Here is a 15,494-nt window from a genome sequence, read left to right on the forward strand (position 1 = left end):
CGGGAGCGGCAGCGGCTGAAATGGGCTTAGGGAAAGCACCCGAACCGCCGCCGGCGAGGAGCCCCGCGCCATGACCAAAGCGATAAAACTGCTGACCGCCCTGCCCCAGGCGCAGCGCGAGCGCCTGATGGAACTGGCCAAGGAGGTCTCGTTCCCGGAGGACACCCGCATCTTCGAGGCGGGCGGCACGGCCGACCGGTTCTGGGTGATCCGTTCCGGTGCGGTCCATCTGGACACGCAGGTCACCTCCCGGCAGCGGGTGACGGTGGCCACGCTCGGCGCGGGCGACCTGCTGGGCTGGTCCTGGCTCTTCCCGCCGTACCAGTGGGACTTCGGCGCGGTCGCCTTCAGCAACGTCCGGGCCTATGAGTTCGACGGGCCCTCCGTGCTCGCCGTCTGCGTGGAGGACCCGCTGCTCGGACTCTCGCTGGTGCGGACGGTGGCCGAGATCCTCGCCCACCGCCTGGAGACGACCCGGGGCAAGCTGATGGACCAGTACGCCATCCAGCGGCGCACCGGCCTGATGTAGCTCAGATCCGGTACCGGCGCAGCGCCGGCACGGCGGCCGCCAGGGCCAGCATGACCACCACGACCAGCGCCCCGCCGCCCGCCACGGCGGCGCGCGGACCGAACGCGGAGCCGGCCGTACCGTGCAGCACGTCGGCCAGGCGCGGGCCGCCCGCGACGACCACCGTGAACACGCCCTGCATCCGGCCGCGCATCTCGTCGGTAGCGGCCGACAGCAGGATCGCGCCGCGGAACACCATCGAGACCATGTCGGCGACACCGGCCGCGGCGAGGAAGGCCAGCGCCACCCAGAGACTGCCGCTCAGCCCGAACCCGGCGATGGCCACGCCCCAGCCGACGACCGCGCCGATGACCATCCAGCCGTGCCGGCGGGCTCGCGAGAACACCCCGGAGAACAGGCCGCCGAGCACCGCGCCGACCGGGATGCCGGCGAACAGCACGCCGAGCGCGAGCCCGTCGCCGTAGGAGTGGTACGTCTGCGCGGCCAGCTGCGGGAAGAGGGCGCGGGGCATGCCGAGGACCATGGCGACGATGTCGGCGAGGAAGGACAGCAGCAGGACCTTGTGCCGGGAGATGTACTGGAACCCTGCGGCTATCTCGCGCACCCCGGCCCGGCGTGCGGCGGCCTCGCCGAGCGGCGGTAGCGCGGGCAGCCGGAAGACGGCCCACACGGTCACACACAACGCCAGGGCGTCGATGAGGTACAGCTCGGGCAGCCCGATGACCGGGATCAGCACACCGGCGAGCAGCGGACCCGCCACCAGGCCGGTCTGCATGACCGTGGAGCCGAGAGCGTTGGCGGCGGGCAGCTGCCCGGCCGGGACCAGCCGGGCGATGGAGGCGTTGCGGGCGGGGGCGTTGAGCCCGAAGAACGCCTGCTGGAGAGCGAGCAGCAGCATGAGCACGACGACCGAGCCCAGCCCGGTGGCGGCCTGCGCCCAGAACAGCAGCGAGGTCACCGCGATGCCGGCGTTGGTCACCAGCAGCAGCTTGCGGCGGTCCACGGTGTCGGCGACCGCGCCGCCCCACAGGGCGAACGCCACCATGGGCACGAGGCCGGCCAGACTGGCGTAGCCGACCCAGGCCGAGGAGTGCGTGATGTCGTAGATCTGCTTGGGCACGGCGACGGCCGTGAGCTGGCTGCCCACGGCGGTGACGATGGTCGACGTCCACAGGCGCCGGTAGGCGGGGATGCCGAGGGGACGGGTGTCCATCGCCCAGCGGCGCCAGCCGCGCCGCGGTGGGGCCGCCGCCTCCGTCGCGGAGTCGGGTTCGGTGGTGCTGCTCTCGCTCGTGTCCACGGGTGTCCTGCTTGCCGGTAGAGGTTGCTCGCTACATCTTTTCGCTTCGAGAGCCTAACTATCTCAGCAACCTCTGTGCACGCCGGTCTGTTTCACGATCCGGCCACGAGCGTGGCCCCCAGCGCCAGCATGGTGACCGCGACCAGGCCGTCCAGTACCCGCCAGGCCGTCGGCCGGGCCAGGATGCGGCCGAGCAGCCGCGCGCCGAAGCCCAGCGCGGAGAACCAGCACACGCTGGCGAACGCGGCACCGAGGCCGAAGGTCCAGCGCAGCGCTCCCCGGTCGGCCGCGAGGGAGCCGAGCAGGAAGACGGTGTCCAGGTAGACGTGCGGATTGAGCCAGGTCATCGCCAGACAGGTGAGCACCGCCCGCCGCCGGGAGCCGGCGGCCTGCCCCTCGGTGCTCAGTCCGGCCGTGCCCGGCCTGAGCACACGGCGCGCGGCGAGGGCGCCGTAACAGAGCAGGAAGGCACCGCCGACGATGCCGACCGCCCGGACCGCGCCCGGCCACGTCACCACGACCGCCCCGACCCCGCCGACACCGAGCGCGATCAGCACCGCGTCGGACAGGGCACAGATGCCGACCACGGCGAGGACCCCGTCCCGGCGCACCCCCTGGCGCAGGACGAAGGCGTTCTGGGCGCCGATGGCGACGATCAGGGAGAGGCCGGTGCCGAATCCGGCGGCCGCGGCGCTCAGGGCGTGGTTCATGCCCTCGAAACTAAGGAGCCGCGAGTGGCAAGACCAGCTAAAGATTCTTACGTATCCTTAGCGCTCATGATGTCAGAGCTTCCCCTGGAGCAGGTGCGGACGCTGCTGGCGGTGGTGGATGAGGGCACCTTCGACGCCGCGGCGGCCGCCCTGCACGTGACGCCCTCGGCGGTCAGTCAGCGGGTCAAGGCCCTGGAGCAGCGCACCGGCCGGGTGCTGCTGCAGCGCAGCAAGCCGGTGCGGCCCACGGAGTCCGGCGCGGTGCTGGTGCGATACGCCCGGCAGCTCACCCGGCTGGAGCGGGATGCCTGGGGCGAGCTGGGGCTGAGCGGGGCCGGGGAGCCGACCCGGGTCTCCGTGGCGGTGAACGCGGACTCGCTGGCGACCTGGTTCCTGCCGGCACTCACCCGCGTCGCGGGCCTCTGCTTCGAACTGCACCGCGAGGACGAGGACCACACGGCGGCCCTGCTGCGTGAGGGTCTGGTGATGGCAGCGGTGACCACCGCCGCCGAGCCGGTTCCGGGCTGCGTCGTCCGGCCGCTCGGGCGAATGCGGTATCTGCCCGTCGCCGCCCCGGAGTTCACCGCTACCCACCTCGGCGGGCGACCGCTCGCCGACGCCCTGCCCGAGGCCCCCGTCGTGGCCTTCGACCGCAAGGACGACTTCCAGGACGGCTTCGCCCGCCGGCTCGGCCGCGCTTCCGCCGGCCCGCTCCGGCACCATGTGCCCACCTCGGAGGGGTTCCTGGACGCCGTCGCCGCGGGGCTCGGCTGGGGCATGGTGCCGGAGGTGCAGGCGGGCCCGCTCCTGACGGAGGGCAGGCTGGTGCTCCTCGCGCCCGGGGAGTGGATGGACATCGCGCTCCACTGGCAGCAGTGGAGGCTCGACTCCCCCGCGCTGGCGACGCTGGCCGAGGCCGTGACGGCGACCGCGGCCGAGGCACTGCACCCCTGACCGGCACATCACGTTTCATCCGTTTCGCCCCGACGGAAGTACCGTGCGGAGTACGGTAGTCGGGCGGTGGCGCGGCGGACGGCGGCCTCAGCCGGCTCTCGCCCCCAACTCCGCGCCGCCGGTGCCCGGTCGGACACGGGTGCCCCGGCCCGGTGGCCCGTCCGCCCCGTTCCCCGGCCTGTCGAGCGTGTGCGGCCCGGGCCGCACACGCGCCCCGTGACCGGAACGCGGCGGTCGCGCGATTCCCCTGCCCTAGGCGTCGTTTCACGCCGCTCCCACCGGTCACCCGGACCCGAGAACGCATCCGAACCGGTACGGACGACTTCGATCCGATCCAGGAGACTTCCATGGACAACTGGCGCGACCATGCCGCGTGCCGTCACGAGGACCCCGACCTGTTCTTCCCCATCGGCACCACCGGGCCGGCGCAGGTGCAGGCCCAGCAGGCCAAGGCGGTCTGCGGGCAGTGCCCCGTCCGGGAGCCGTGCCTGGACTGGGCGCTGGACACGGGCCAGGGCATCGGCATCTGGGGCGGGACGACCGAGCCGGAGCGCCGTGCGATGCGCCGCCGCGCCCGCTCCCGGCCGCGCTCCGGCTGACCCGGAGGCCCACGGCCTCGTCTTTCAACGGCCGCCGCGGCGCAGGGTCACCCACGCCCGTTCCTGGCGGGCCACCTCGGCCCGCGCCGCGTCGATCACCTCGTCCGCGATCCCGCGCAGTGGCTCGACGTCCGCCACGAGCGGCTCGTTGTCGGGACCCCGTTCCGGCTCCCGGCCCCGCAGGACCCAGGGGCGCACGCCGGGCCCCTTGTCGTGCGGCAGATGCGCGTAGTCGTACAGCCGGCGGGCCACCCACAGCTCCACCGGCCGGTCCTCCCACCACTCCTCGATGTCGAGTGGACTGGCGGAGAGGCCGGGCATGGGTACGCCGGTGAGGTCGTCGGTGCCGGAGGTGTCGGCAAGGTCGGCGACCGGCCCCTTGGACCAGCGGACGTACAGGCCCCGGTGCTCGTCCAGCAGGCGGGCCACCTCGGTGAGCGTGGAGAGGACCGGCAGCTCCTGCGGTGCGCTCAGGACCTGACCTCCCTGAACGGTACCGCGCGTCCGGCGTACCCCTGGTGCGCGTGGGGAACCGGAGGCGGTCAGGTGTGGTCCGCGGGTGGGGCGGCCCCGGGCAGCCGCAGCGTGAAGACCGCGCCCGCGCCGGGCTCGCCCGCGGCGTCGGCCGTACCGCCGTGGGCGGCGACCAGGTGCCGGACGATGGGCAGGCCGAGGCCGCTGCCGCCGGTGCGGCGGCTGCGGGACTTCTCCGCGCGCCAGAACCGGTCGAAGAGATGCGGCAGGTCCTCGGGCGCGATGCCCGTGCCGGTGTCGGTGACGGTGAGGACGACGTCGGCGTCCTCCCGGCGGGCGGCGAGCGTGACCGTGCCGTCGGCCGGGGTGTGCCGCAGCGCGTTGGAGACCAGGTTGCCGAGGGCCTGCCGCATCCGCACCGGGTCGGCGTCCAACCAGGCGGAGTCGTCCGCCTCGGTGCACAGGGTGACCCCTGCGGCGTCGGCGGCGACCCGGTGGGCGGCGCTCACCTGGTCCAGCAGATCGGCGGCGTGCAGCGGTTCCCGGTGCAGCCGCAGGGTGCCGGCGTCGGCGGCGGCCAGGTCCTGCAGGTCGTCGATGATCCGCTGCAGGACGAGCGCCTCCTCGTGCAGGGAGTCCAGCAGGAGCGCGTCGGGCTCGACCACGCCGTCGCGGACGACCTCCAGCCAGCCGCGGATGTTGGTGAGGGGGCTGCGCAGCTCGTGCGCGATGTCGCTGACCATCGCCCTGCGCTGGGCCTCCAGACGTGCGCGGCGCTCGGTCAGGTCGTTGAAGGCCTCGGCGAGGATGCCGGTCTCGTCCCGAGTGGTCACCGGGACCCGTACGTGCAGCTCAGGCGGCTGCTGCGCGGCCTCGGTCAGTGCCCGCAGCGGCCGTACCAGCCGGACGGCGACGGCGGCGGTCACGGCGACGGTGACCGCGAGGACCAGGCCGGCCGCGCTGATCACCTTGGCCTTGTTGGCCGGGGACATGTCGAAGCGGGAGGGGTTCTGGTCGCCGATCCCGAGAAACAGTTCGGCCACCGGGGCGGCATACGGCTCCAGTTGGGTGCGCCGGGCGCTCAGCAGGCAGTGCTGGGCGGCCCGCGCCGTCGCCGCCTTGCCCGCCTTGGCGTACTTGGCGATGAGGTAGCCGCCCCCGAAGGGGTCCTTGCCGCTGGGGTCGAAGGTGAGGAACAACTGCCCGCCGAGGTCCAGGCCGGCCTGTTTCAGACAGGGCCGGGCGAGGTCGGTGAGGTCGGCCAGGGCCTTGCGTTCAGTCGGGGTGGGCGTGTTGAGCAGTCCGTCCTCGCAGACCGCCGCGTCGCCTGCGGGGTCGGTGCCGTCCGGGAGGGTGACGACGGGCCGCCCGCTCGCCGTGCGCACGACAGTGGCCTGGAGGCCGTAGCGCTCGTAGCACTGCTTGCGCCTGGTGGCCAGCGCGTCGAGTTTCGCGCGTTCCTCGGCCGGGAGCCGGTAGGGGCCGACCACGCGCGGGTCGATGCCGCTGAGCTGGGCGCCGGTCTCGCTGTAGGTGTCGGTGCGCAGTGGGTCGACGGTGGCGGCGGGCCGGGGCGGCAGCGGGGTGCCGCGGGGCGCGGAGTCGGCGACGAGGGTGCGGTCGGGGGTGGTGAGCGCGATCCGGCGCCCGGTCTCGGCGGCCAGCTGCCGGACGGTACGGCGGACGTCGGTCCAGTCGGAGTGCGTGGCGGCGTATCCGCTGAGCCGGGCCAGGATGCTGTTGTCGGCCGCGAGGTCCTGGCCCTGCTCCTCCTTCAGGGCGCTGGTGGTGGTGGTCACCGCGAGCCATGCCGTGGCGGCCACCGAGCAGACGGCGATCAGGGCCGACACGGACAGCAGCCGGACGAGCAGCCGCTTGCGCAGCGCGATCCGACGCTTCACACCCGCCTCCCGGCCGTCCCGACGCCCCCAGGCTCGCCGGACGCCACCCGCCCGGCTCCCGACCCCCGACGCCTCACTGGTGCCTCCCACCCGACCCGGCACCCCCGCGACCGCTCAGCTGCCCCCTGCTCGACCCGGAACCCCCGCCTCCGCACAACTGCCTCCCGCTGAACGCGGAACCCCCGCCGCCGCGCAGACCCCTCCGGGCTCCGAATCGCGACCCCGGACCGCACAGACCCCCGCCGGCTCCGCGTCGCCGGTACCTCACGGGCGGGTGCCCGTCAGTTTGTAGCCGACGCCGAAGACCGTGAGGAGTCGTACCGGTCGGCGCGGGTCGGTCTCGATCTTGCGGCGCAGGTTCATGATGTGGACGTCGACTGCCCGCTCGGTGGAGGCCCGGTCGAAGCCGCGGGTGCACTGCAGCAACTGCCGTCGGGTGAAGACCCGTTCCGGCTCCGCAGCCATGGCCAGCAGGATCTGGAACTCGGCGGGCGTACAGTCCACGGGCACGCCGTCGCAGCGCACCTCGTGCCGTTCGGGGTCGACGCTGATCCCGGCGGCCCGGACGACGGGGTCCGCGTCCCGGCCGCCGGCGCCGCGCCCGCTGCGTCTGAGCACCGTACGGATCCGTGCCATCAGCTCGCGCGGACTGTAGGGCTTGGTCATGTAGTCGTCGGCGCCCAGTTCGAGGCCGAGCAGCAGGTCGTCCTCGGCGGAACGGGCCGTGAGCATGACCACGGGGATGTCCGGGGCGTCGCCGCCGCGCAGCGCCCGGCAGACGCCGAAGCCGTCGACGACCGGGAGCATCAGGTCCAGGACGACGAGGTCGGGCCTGAGCCGGCGGGCGGCGTCCAGCGCGGCGGCGCCGTCGTGCACCACCGTGGCGGTGTGCCCCTCCGCGAGCAGCGAGCGGCGGATCAGTTCGGCCTGCTTCTCGTCGTCCTCGGCGACCAGTACATGTGCGCACACGAGTTCGGATTCTAGGGCGGCTCAGCCGGCGAGCCAGTCGGCGTACCCCATGACGACGACCGGATGCCGCCCGGGGTCGAGCGTGCGCAGCAGCTCCTTCATGTGGGCCTGGGCGACGCTGACGCAGCCATGGGTGGGGCCGCCGTGGTCGACGTGCAGCCAGACCCCGCCGCCGCGCCGCGCGCCGAGGGGCCGGGTCCAGTCCAGCGGTGAGGTGCCCGGCTCGCGGTTGTAGTCGATGGCGATGACGTAGTCGAAGCATCCGTCGAGCGGTTCGCCCTCGAAGCCGGTGCCGGGTGAGTGGAAGCCGCTGGACTGGTGGTAGGGGAGTTTGCTGCCGGGGTCCGGGAGCAGGCCCCCGGCGTCGGAGAGGGTGTAGACGCCGAGCGGGGAGCGCAGGTCACCGAGCATGTGGTGGTCGCTCCAGCCGTGCAGGGCGTTGTGGGCGGGCCAAGTGGCGCCCGCCTGCCAGCCGGTGGTGGTGCGCTGGTGCAGGACGACCGTGCAGAGCGGGGAGTTCTTCCCGCGCCCGGTGACGACGACGGCCTGCTCGCAGCGCTCGGGTATCGCCGCCGCCCTGGTGGGGCCGAGGCCCGGTATGCCCTGCGGCGCCTGCTCCGCCTCGACCGACTCGTGAGTGGGGGTGGCTTCCGGACTGGTGGGGGGTGTCCGGCGCTCGGTCGCCTCGGCTCCGCCGCCGCAGCCGGTGAGGAGCAGCGGGGAGGCGAGGAGGGCGACCGCGGTTCTGCGATGGATCATGGTGTCGACCTTGGCCGACACTTGTTTGGAACTGGTAAGAATTCAAGCGTTCTTCGGCTTGCCTTTCGTGAACAGCCAGGTGTGGAACAGCCCGTCCAGTCGCTTCCCCGAGATCTGCTCGGCGAGCCGCTGGAACTGTGCCGTCGTCCCGTGGCCGCCTCCGTGCGCAGCCGTCCAGGCGCGCAGGATCCGGAAGAAGTCGTGGTCGCCCACGGCCTTGCGGAGTTCGTGCAGGGTCATGGCGCCGCGGGCGTAGACGGGGGTGTCGAAGATGTTCTTGCCGCTGCCCGGGTCACCGGCCGGGAAGGCCCACAGGTGGTCGCTCGCCGGCCGGGCGTAGAGGGCGTCGAAGGCCTTCTGGGCGCTGTCGCCGCCGTGCTGCTCGGCGTACAGCCACTCGGCGTAGGTGGCGAAGCCCTCGTTGAGCCAGATGTCCTTCCAGGCGGTCAGGGAGACCGAGTCGCCGAACCACTGGTGGGCGCTCTCATGGACGAGGGTGCTGAGGTCGGGTGCGGAGTCGTACAGCGGCCGGGTCTGGGTCTCCAGGGCGTAGCCGACGTTCGCGTGGTCGACGATCGCCCCGGCGGAGCGGAACGGGTACGGCCCGAACAGCTCGCTCTCCCAGCGCAGGACGGACGGCAGCTTCTTCAGCACCGGAGCGGCCCCGCTCGCCTCGCGCGGGTCGACGGCGTTGTACACGCGGATGCCGTCGGGGGTGGTGTACTGCTCGACCTTGAACTTTCCGACGGTGGCGGTGGCCAGGTAGGCGGCCATCGGCTGGGTCTCGCGCCAGCGGAAGGTCGTACGGCCGTGCGCGGTGCGCTGTCCGAGCAGGACGCCGTTGGCGACCGCCGTGCGCCCCTGGGGCACGGTGATCGTGATGTCGTACGACGACTTGTCCCTCGGGTGCGCGTTCGCCGGGAACCAGGTCATCGCGCCCTGCGGCTCGCCCGCGACGAAGGCGCCGTCATCGGTGGGGATCCAGCCGTCCGCGCTGCCGTCGGGGTCGGTGACCGGCTTCGGGGTGCCCTCGTAGGTGACGGTGATCCGGAAGTCCCTGCCCGCCACCAGGGTGTGGCGCGGGGTGACGACGAGTTCCTGGCCGTCGCGCCGGAAGACCGCGGACCTGCCGTCGGCGGTGACGCCGGTGACCTTCAGGCCCGTCAGGTCGAGGTCGAAGCGGCTGAGGTTCTGGGTGGCGCGGGCGGTGAGCACGGCCCTTCCGTCGAGGTGCCGGGAGGAGGTGTCGTAGCGGAGCGTCAGGCCGTAGTGCCGGACGTGGTAGCCGCCGTTGCCGCTGAGCGGGAAGTAGGGGTCGCCCGCGCCGGACGCGCCGGGCGTGCCCGCCGCCGTGGGTCCGGCGGCACCGAGGAGCGCCGCCACGGCGACGGGAACGGCGGCGAGGACCGCCTCGCGGCGCAGTGCGGCGGTGCGGCGCGGGGCGGGCTGTCTGCGGGGTGGCGTCACGGGCGCTCCTCGGGGGGTGGCTGGTGATCGGCTGGCCGACAGACTAGGGGTGCCGGTGGACCGGAATCCCTCTGGTTCCGGTCAAGTCTTGCCGCGCCGCCACCCTGGAGACCAGGCCCGCCGACGTACGCTCACAGGACCGTCCGCCGTCCCGAGAGGGAGTGACGACCGTGAGCGTGCGTGTCCGCCGGATCTACGAACCGCCCGAGCCCGACGACGGCCTGCGCGTGCTGGTCGACCGTCTGTGGCCGCGCGGCCTGGCCAAGGACGAGGCGCACGTCGACGAGTGGCCCAAGGGGCTGACGCCCTCCAGCGAGCTGCGCAAGTGGTTCCACGGCGGCGGCTCGTACGAGGAGTTCAGGAGCCGCTACGAGGCGGAGCTCGAAGCGCCCGAGGCCGCCGGGCTCGTCGACGGCCTGCGCAAAGCCGCCCGCGGGAAGCGCGTGACCCTGCTGACCGCGTCGAAGACGCCGGAGCAGAGCCACGCGCAGGTGCTGCTGGAACTGCTGAAGGGCTGAGGTCAGCCCGTGTGCCGGGCCGCGTGCCGGCCCGCGGCACGCCCCGAGAACAGGCAGCCGCCGAGGAACGTGCCCTCCAGCGCGTTGTAGCCGTGCACACCGCCGCCGCCGAAGCCGGCCACCTCGCCCGCCGCGTACAGCCCCTCGATCGGCGTGCCGTCGGCGGCCAGGGCGCGGGAGTCGAGGTCGGTCTGGATGCCGCCCAGGGTCTTGCGGGTCAGCACGTGCAGCCGGACGCCGATGAGCGGGCCCGCGGCGGCGTCGAGGATGCGGTGCGGGGTCGCGACCCGTCCGAGGCGGTCACCGATGTAGCGGCGGGCGTTGTGGATGCCCTGAACCTGCGAGTCCTTGCTGTACGGGTTGGCTATCTGCAGGTCGCGGGCCTCGATCTGGCGCCGCACCTCGGCCGCGTCCAGCAGCGGCTTGTCGGTGAGCGCGTTCATCTTGCCGACCAGCTGCTCCAGGTTGCCGGCGGTCACGAGGTCCGCGCCCTTGTCGACGAAGGCCTGCACGGGTGCGGGCGCGCCCTTGCCGAGCAGCCGGTCGCGCAGGACGGCCCCGCGGTCCTTGGCGGTGATGTCGGGGTTCTGCTCGGAGCCGGAGAGCGCGAACTCCTTCTCGATGATCTTCCGGGTGAGGATGAACCAGGAGTGGTCGTATCCGGCGATGTCCTCGGTGGTGCGCAGGTACTTGAGCGTGTTGAGGGTGTCGTAGCCGGGCAGGCAGGGGTCGGGCAGGCGGCGGCCGAGGGCGTCCAGCCAGATGGAGGACGGGCCGGGCAGGATGCGGATGCCGTGGCCCGGCCAGATCGGGTCCCAGTTCTGCAGGCCCTCGGTGTAGTGCCACATGCGGTCCCGGTTGACCAGCCGGACGCCCGCGTCGGCGCTGATGTCGAGCATCCGGCCGTCGACGTAGGCCGGGACGCCGGTGACCATGGCGGCCGGCGGGGTGCCGAGCCGCGGCGGCCAGTAGCGGCGGACGATGTCGTGGTTGGCGCCGATGCCGCCGGTGGTGACGACGACCGCCTGCGCGGTGAGTTCGAAGTCGCCGGCGCGTTCGCGGTTGGAGGGGACGCCGCGCGGCGAGCGGTCCTCGGCGAGCACGGTGCCACGCACCCCGCGGGCCGTGCCGTTCTCGATGACCAGCTCGTCGACCCGGTGGCGGTGGTGGAAGGTCAGCAGCCCGTCGCGAGCGGCCTGACGGGCGTACCGGACGAAGGGTTCGACCACACCGGTGCCGGTGCCCCAGGCGATGTGGAAGCGGGGGACGGAGTTGCCGTGGCCGGTCGCCCTGAGGTCGCCGCGCTCGGCCCAGCCGACGGTCGGCAGCAGCTCGATGCCGTGTCCCTTGAGCCAGGACCGCTTCTCGCCGGCCGCGAAGTCGACGTAGGCGCGGGCCCAGCGCACCGCCCAGGAGTCCTCGTCGTCGAGCCGGTCGAACCGCGCGCTGCCCTGCCAGTCGCTCCAGGCGAGGTCGAAGGAGTCCTTGATGCCGAGCCGGCGCTGCTCCGGGGAGCCGACGAGGAAGAGCCCGCCGAAGGACCAGAACGCCTGGCCGCCGAGGTTGGCGGCGTTCTCCTGGTCGACCAGGGCCACCCGGCGGCCCCGACTGGTGAGCTCGTGCGCCGCGACCAGGCCGGCGAGGCCCGCTCCGACGACGATGACGTCCGCGTCCATGGCGACTGTGTCCTTCCTGACGGTCCGTGTGCTGGGGTGGTGCGAGGATCATGCGGGGGTTACGCGGAGGTGCGGCTGCCGTCCGTGAGCAGGGCGGTGAGCAGCTGTTTGAGCCAGGTCCGGGCGGCGTCGACGTCCCTGTCCAGCAGCAGCTGGACGGTGACGCCGTCGTACGCGGCGACCACGGCGTGCGCGGCGCTCTCCGCGTCCCCGAGCACAGCGGGCAGTTCGGTGTGGCGGCGGGCCCGGAACAGCCGGTCGGCGATGGCCTCCCGAAGCCGGGCGCGGTGGTCGAGCAGGGCCCGGGCGACCTCCGGGTCGCGAGCGGCGTGCACCAGGAAGTCGGTCTTGACCAGCAGCCAGTCCACGTCGAGGAGGAGCACCTCGGTGACCCGGTCCACGGCGGCCGGCACGTCGAGCCCGGGCCCGTCCTGGGCGAGCGCCTCGGCCACCTGGGCGGCGATGAGGTCGGCCCGCTCCTGATAGAGGGCGAAGAACAACTCGTCCAGCGTGGCGAAGTTCGAGTAGAAGGCGCCGCGGCTGAAGCCGGCGGCCTCGCAGATCTCCTCGATCGAGACCCGCCCGAAGCCCTTGGCCGCGAACACGCCGAACGCGGCCTCGAGCAGCCTGGCCCGGGTGTGGATCCGGCGCCGGGTGACGCGCTTGGGCGCGCCGTCCCCGTCCGCGGGTGTGTCCATCGGCACCGACCTCCCCGTTTCGATACGGGAATGTATCCGATACATCGATGTATCGAAAGCCCCGTGGGCCCGCAGCCCTCGACGTGACACCCCGATCACATGGGAACGCATTTTCGAATAAGGAGTACGCTGGGCTCATGTCCACGCACCTTCAGGGCTCCCTGTTCGACCAGACCGACGAGCTGCGGCTCGGACCGCTCGACGGGCTGCGCCGGACCGAGCTGGCCGGCGGCGCCTGGATCGACGTACTGCCGGGCTGGCTCAGCGGGGCCGACGGGCTGTTCGAGAAGCTGGCGGCGGACGTGCCGTGGCGCGCCGAGCGCCGCAAGATGTACGACAACGTGGTGGCCGTACCGCGCCTGCTGGCCTTCTACGCGGCCGGCGACCCGCTCCCCCACGCGGTGCTCGACGAGGCCCGCGACGCCCTGTCCCGGCACTACGCCGGGGAGCTGGGCGAGCCGTTCACCACCGCCGGGCTGTGCTTCTATCGCGACGGCCGGGACAGCGTCGCCTGGCACGGGGACCGGATCGGCCGGGGCGCCCGCGCGGACACGATGGTCGCGATCCTCTCCGTCGGCGCACCCCGGGACCTGCTGCTGCGGCCGGCCGGCGGGGGCGGTACGACGCTGCGGCGCCCGCTCGGGCACGGCGACCTGATCGTGATGGGCGGCTCCTGCCAGCGCACCTGGGAGCACTGCGTCCCGAAGACCGCCCGGGCCGCGGGACCGCGCATCAGCATCCAGTTCCGGCCGCACGGCGTGCAGTGACGCGCCCCCCTGGTGCGGGGTGCCGGCACATCTGGTTGGCTGTCCCCGACGGTCAGCCGCACAGGGCTCGGGGAGATCATGCGGGCAGAGGTACGCCAAGTCGCCGACGGCACTTATCTGGTGCACGGCAACAACGTCAACTGGGTGATCCTCAAGGACGGCGACGCCGTCACACTGGTGGACACCGGCTACCCCGGGGACCGGGAGGGAGTCCTGCAGTCCCTCGCCGCCGTGGGCAGTTCACCGGAGGCGGTGGCCGCCGTACTGATCACCCACGCGCACAACGACCACCTGGGCTCGGCCGAGCACCTGCGCACCACCCACGGCACCCCGGTGTATCTGCACCCGGCCGAAGTCCCGCACGCCCGCCGCGAGTTCCTGCAGCAGGCCACCATCGGCGACGTGGTGCGCAACGCCTGGCGGCCCGGTGTCGTGCCGTGGGCGGTGCATGTGATCCGCGCGGGCGGCACCGACCACAACCCCGTCACCGCACCCGAGCCGTTCCCGGGCGAGGGCCCGCTGGACCTGCCCGGCCGTCCCGTGCCCGTGCACACCCCTGGCCACACCGACGGCCACTGCGTCTACCACCTGCCCGGGGCGGGCATCGTCATCTCCGGCGACGCACTGGTCAGCGGGCACGCGACCTCGCGGATCAAGGGCCCGCAGATCCTGCCCGGCTTCTTCCACCACGAGCGCGCCCGGGTCGTGGCCTCCCTGGAGCTGATCGGCGCGCTGGACGGCGACACCCTGCTGCCGGGGCACGGTCCGGTGCACCGGGGTCCGGTGCGCGCGGCCGCCGAACAGGCCCGGGACCGAGCTTCCTAGGATCACACTCCCGTCGTCCGCCCGGAGGGGCGGCCCACGCGGCGTCGCGGGGCAGGCGGGAGCTCGACGACAGGGCCCGGGACACGGGGGCGTGGCCTTAGGGTTCGTGCCATGGCCTTGCAGATCAGCGCCACGAATCCGGAGCATCCCGCGCTCCTGCTCGCCCTGCCCTGGGACGTGCCCCTGGAGGAGTGGCCCGAGGAGTATCTGGTGCCGCTCCCGAGGGGCATCTCCCGGCACGTCGTGCGGTACGCGCACGCCGGCGACGAGGTGATCGCCGTCAAGGAGCTGGCCGAGCGGCCCGCCCTGCGCGAGTACGAGCTGCTGCGCGACCTGGACCGGCTCGGCATCCCGGCCGTCGACCCGCTCGCGGTGGTCACCGGCCGCACCGACGGCTCGGGCGCCCCGCTGGAGCCGGTGCTGATCACCCGGCATCTGCGCGGTTCGATGCCGTACCGCTCGATGTTCGAGACGACCATGCGACCGGCGACCATGCACCGGCTGATGGACGCCCTGGCCGTACTGCTGGTCCGGCTGCATCTGGCCGGGTTCGCCTGGGGCGACTGCTCGCTGTCCAACACCCTGTTCCGGCGGGACGCGGGCGCCTTCGCCGCCTATCTGGTCGACGCCGAGACCGGCGATCTGCACCCGCGACTGAGCCCGGGCCAGCGGGAGTACGACCTCGATCTGGCCCGCGTGAACATCAGCGGCGAGCTGCTGGACCTGGAGGCGTCCGGCGCGCTGCACCCGTCCGTCGACCCGGTGGAGTTCGGGCACGAGATCTGCACCCGCTACCAGCGGCTGTGGCAGGAGCTGACCCGCACCTCGGTGTATCCGGCGGGCAAGTACCACTACATCGAGCGCCGGATCCGCCGGCTCAACGAACTCGGCTTCGACGTGGCCGAGATGCAGATCGAGCACTCCTCCAACGGCGACACCGTCACCTTCGTGCCGAAGGTCGTCGACGCCGGGCACCACCAGCGCCAGCTGCTGCGGCTGACCGGACTGGACACCGAGGAGAACCAGGCGCGGCGGCTGCTGAGCGACCTGGAGAGCTGGATGGCCACCCAGGACGACTACGCCCCGGGCGACCCCCTCGCCGCCCGCCCCGAGGTGCTGGCCCACCGCTGGGTGCGGGACGTGTTCCGGCCCACCGTGCGGTCCGTGCCGCCTCAGCTGCGCGGCTCCGTGGACCCGGCCGAGATCTACCACCAGCTCCTCGAACACCGCTGGTACCTGTCCGAGCGCGCGCAGCACGACATAGGCCTCGACACGGCCGTCAAGGACTACATCGCGAACGTCCTGCCCAGGGCACGGGGCGCGCTGGAGCGGGCCGAGCCCGAGTAGC

The 15,494-nt window shown here is 73.0% G+C and carries 16 protein-coding genes; 7 read left to right on the forward strand and 9 right to left on the reverse strand.

The annotated features are described in order from the left end of the window. The first annotated feature begins 70 nt into the window (after window positions 1–70). On the forward strand, window positions 71–529 hold the full coding sequence (locus tag AB0L59_RS18235; protein WP_365584421.1) for a cyclic nucleotide-binding domain-containing protein: 459 nt from the start codon (window positions 71–73) through the stop codon (window positions 527–529). Window position 530: 1 nt separating this feature from the next. On the opposite strand, the gene AB0L59_RS18240 is transcribed toward AB0L59_RS18235, so the two are convergent. Further along, window positions 531–1,829 carry an MFS transporter gene (locus AB0L59_RS18240; protein ID WP_365584424.1) on the reverse strand — a complete coding sequence of 433 codons (1,299 nt, stop codon included), beginning with the start codon at window positions 1,827–1,829 and terminating at the stop codon, window positions 531–533. Between the two features lie 92 nt (window positions 1,830–1,921). Further along, window positions 1,922–2,539 (reverse strand): LysE/ArgO family amino acid transporter, encoded by a 618-nt coding sequence (locus AB0L59_RS18245; RefSeq protein ID WP_365584427.1) that lies wholly within the window; start codon window positions 2,537–2,539, stop codon window positions 1,922–1,924. Window positions 2,540–2,605: 66 nt separating this feature from the next. On the opposite strand from AB0L59_RS18245, the gene AB0L59_RS18250 reads away from it, so the two are divergent. Together AB0L59_RS18250 and AB0L59_RS18255 are read left to right on the forward strand one after the other, a co-directional pair. Next, a complete protein-coding gene (locus tag AB0L59_RS18250) occupies window positions 2,606–3,493 on the forward strand; it encodes a LysR family transcriptional regulator ArgP (RefSeq protein ID WP_365584430.1) in 888 nt (295 codons plus the stop codon). A 347-nt stretch (window positions 3,494–3,840) separates the two neighbouring features. After that, window positions 3,841–4,092, forward strand: a complete 252-nt coding sequence (locus tag AB0L59_RS18255; RefSeq protein WP_365584433.1) for a WhiB family transcriptional regulator — start codon at window positions 3,841–3,843, stop codon at window positions 4,090–4,092. A 24-nt stretch (window positions 4,093–4,116) separates the two neighbouring features. Here AB0L59_RS18255 and AB0L59_RS18260 read toward each other — a convergent pair whose 3' ends face one another. From AB0L59_RS18260 to AB0L59_RS18280, 5 genes are all read right to left on the reverse strand, one after another. Next, window positions 4,117–4,566, reverse strand: coding sequence for a DUF6098 family protein (locus AB0L59_RS18260; RefSeq protein ID WP_365585045.1), 450 nt, complete (start codon window positions 4,564–4,566; stop codon window positions 4,117–4,119). Between the two features lie 68 nt (window positions 4,567–4,634). Next, the gene (locus AB0L59_RS18265; RefSeq protein ID WP_365584435.1) at window positions 4,635–6,467 is read right to left on the reverse strand and encodes a HAMP domain-containing sensor histidine kinase; all 1,833 of its coding nucleotides are present in this window, start codon (window positions 6,465–6,467) and stop codon (window positions 4,635–4,637) included. A 264-nt stretch (window positions 6,468–6,731) separates the two neighbouring features. Beyond that, entirely contained in the window at window positions 6,732–7,436 is a 705-nt protein-coding gene (locus AB0L59_RS18270; protein ID WP_365584437.1) for a response regulator transcription factor, read from the reverse strand. Between the two features lie 21 nt (window positions 7,437–7,457). Continuing rightward, window positions 7,458–8,195: a L,D-transpeptidase family protein gene (locus tag AB0L59_RS18275; protein ID WP_365584440.1), complete on the reverse strand. Its 738-nt coding sequence runs from the start codon at window positions 8,193–8,195 to the stop codon at window positions 7,458–7,460. Window positions 8,196–8,237: 42 nt separating this feature from the next. Continuing rightward, a complete protein-coding gene (locus tag AB0L59_RS18280; RefSeq protein WP_365584443.1) occupies window positions 8,238–9,662 on the reverse strand; it encodes a M1 family metallopeptidase in 1,425 nt (474 codons plus the stop codon). A 170-nt stretch (window positions 9,663–9,832) separates the two neighbouring features. Here AB0L59_RS18280 and AB0L59_RS18285 point away from each other — a divergent pair, with 170 nt between their 5' ends. Beyond that, complete coding sequence (locus AB0L59_RS18285) at window positions 9,833–10,180, forward strand: DUF488 family protein (protein ID WP_365584445.1); 348 nt, start codon at window positions 9,833–9,835, stop codon at window positions 10,178–10,180. A gap of 2 nt (window positions 10,181–10,182) precedes the next feature. Here AB0L59_RS18285 and AB0L59_RS18290 read toward each other — a convergent pair whose 3' ends face one another. Both AB0L59_RS18290 and AB0L59_RS18295 read right to left on the reverse strand, forming a co-directional pair. Continuing rightward, window positions 10,183–11,856 carry an FAD-binding dehydrogenase gene (locus tag AB0L59_RS18290; protein WP_365584448.1) on the reverse strand — a complete coding sequence of 558 codons (1,674 nt, stop codon included), beginning with the start codon at window positions 11,854–11,856 and terminating at the stop codon, window positions 10,183–10,185. A 59-nt stretch (window positions 11,857–11,915) separates the two neighbouring features. Continuing rightward, complete coding sequence (locus AB0L59_RS18295) at window positions 11,916–12,554, reverse strand: TetR/AcrR family transcriptional regulator (RefSeq protein WP_365584450.1); 639 nt, start codon at window positions 12,552–12,554, stop codon at window positions 11,916–11,918. Between the two features lie 137 nt (window positions 12,555–12,691). On the opposite strand from AB0L59_RS18295, the gene AB0L59_RS18300 reads away from it, so the two are divergent. The 3 genes from AB0L59_RS18300 (at window position 12,692) to AB0L59_RS18310 (ending at window position 15,493) form a co-directional block, all read left to right on the forward strand. Then, complete coding sequence (locus tag AB0L59_RS18300; protein ID WP_365584453.1) at window positions 12,692–13,321, forward strand: alpha-ketoglutarate-dependent dioxygenase AlkB; 630 nt, start codon at window positions 12,692–12,694, stop codon at window positions 13,319–13,321. A 78-nt stretch (window positions 13,322–13,399) separates the two neighbouring features. Continuing rightward, entirely contained in the window at window positions 13,400–14,146 is a 747-nt protein-coding gene (locus tag AB0L59_RS18305) for an MBL fold metallo-hydrolase (protein ID WP_365584455.1), read from the forward strand. Between the two features lie 111 nt (window positions 14,147–14,257). Beyond that, the gene (locus tag AB0L59_RS18310) at window positions 14,258–15,493 is read left to right on the forward strand and encodes a DUF4032 domain-containing protein (RefSeq protein WP_365584458.1); all 1,236 of its coding nucleotides are present in this window, start codon (window positions 14,258–14,260) and stop codon (window positions 15,491–15,493) included. Window position 15,494: the final 1 nt, after the last annotated feature.

The organism is Streptomyces sp. NPDC052109 (assembly GCF_040680195.1).
Classification (GTDB): domain Bacteria; phylum Actinomycetota; class Actinomycetes; order Streptomycetales; family Streptomycetaceae; genus Streptomyces.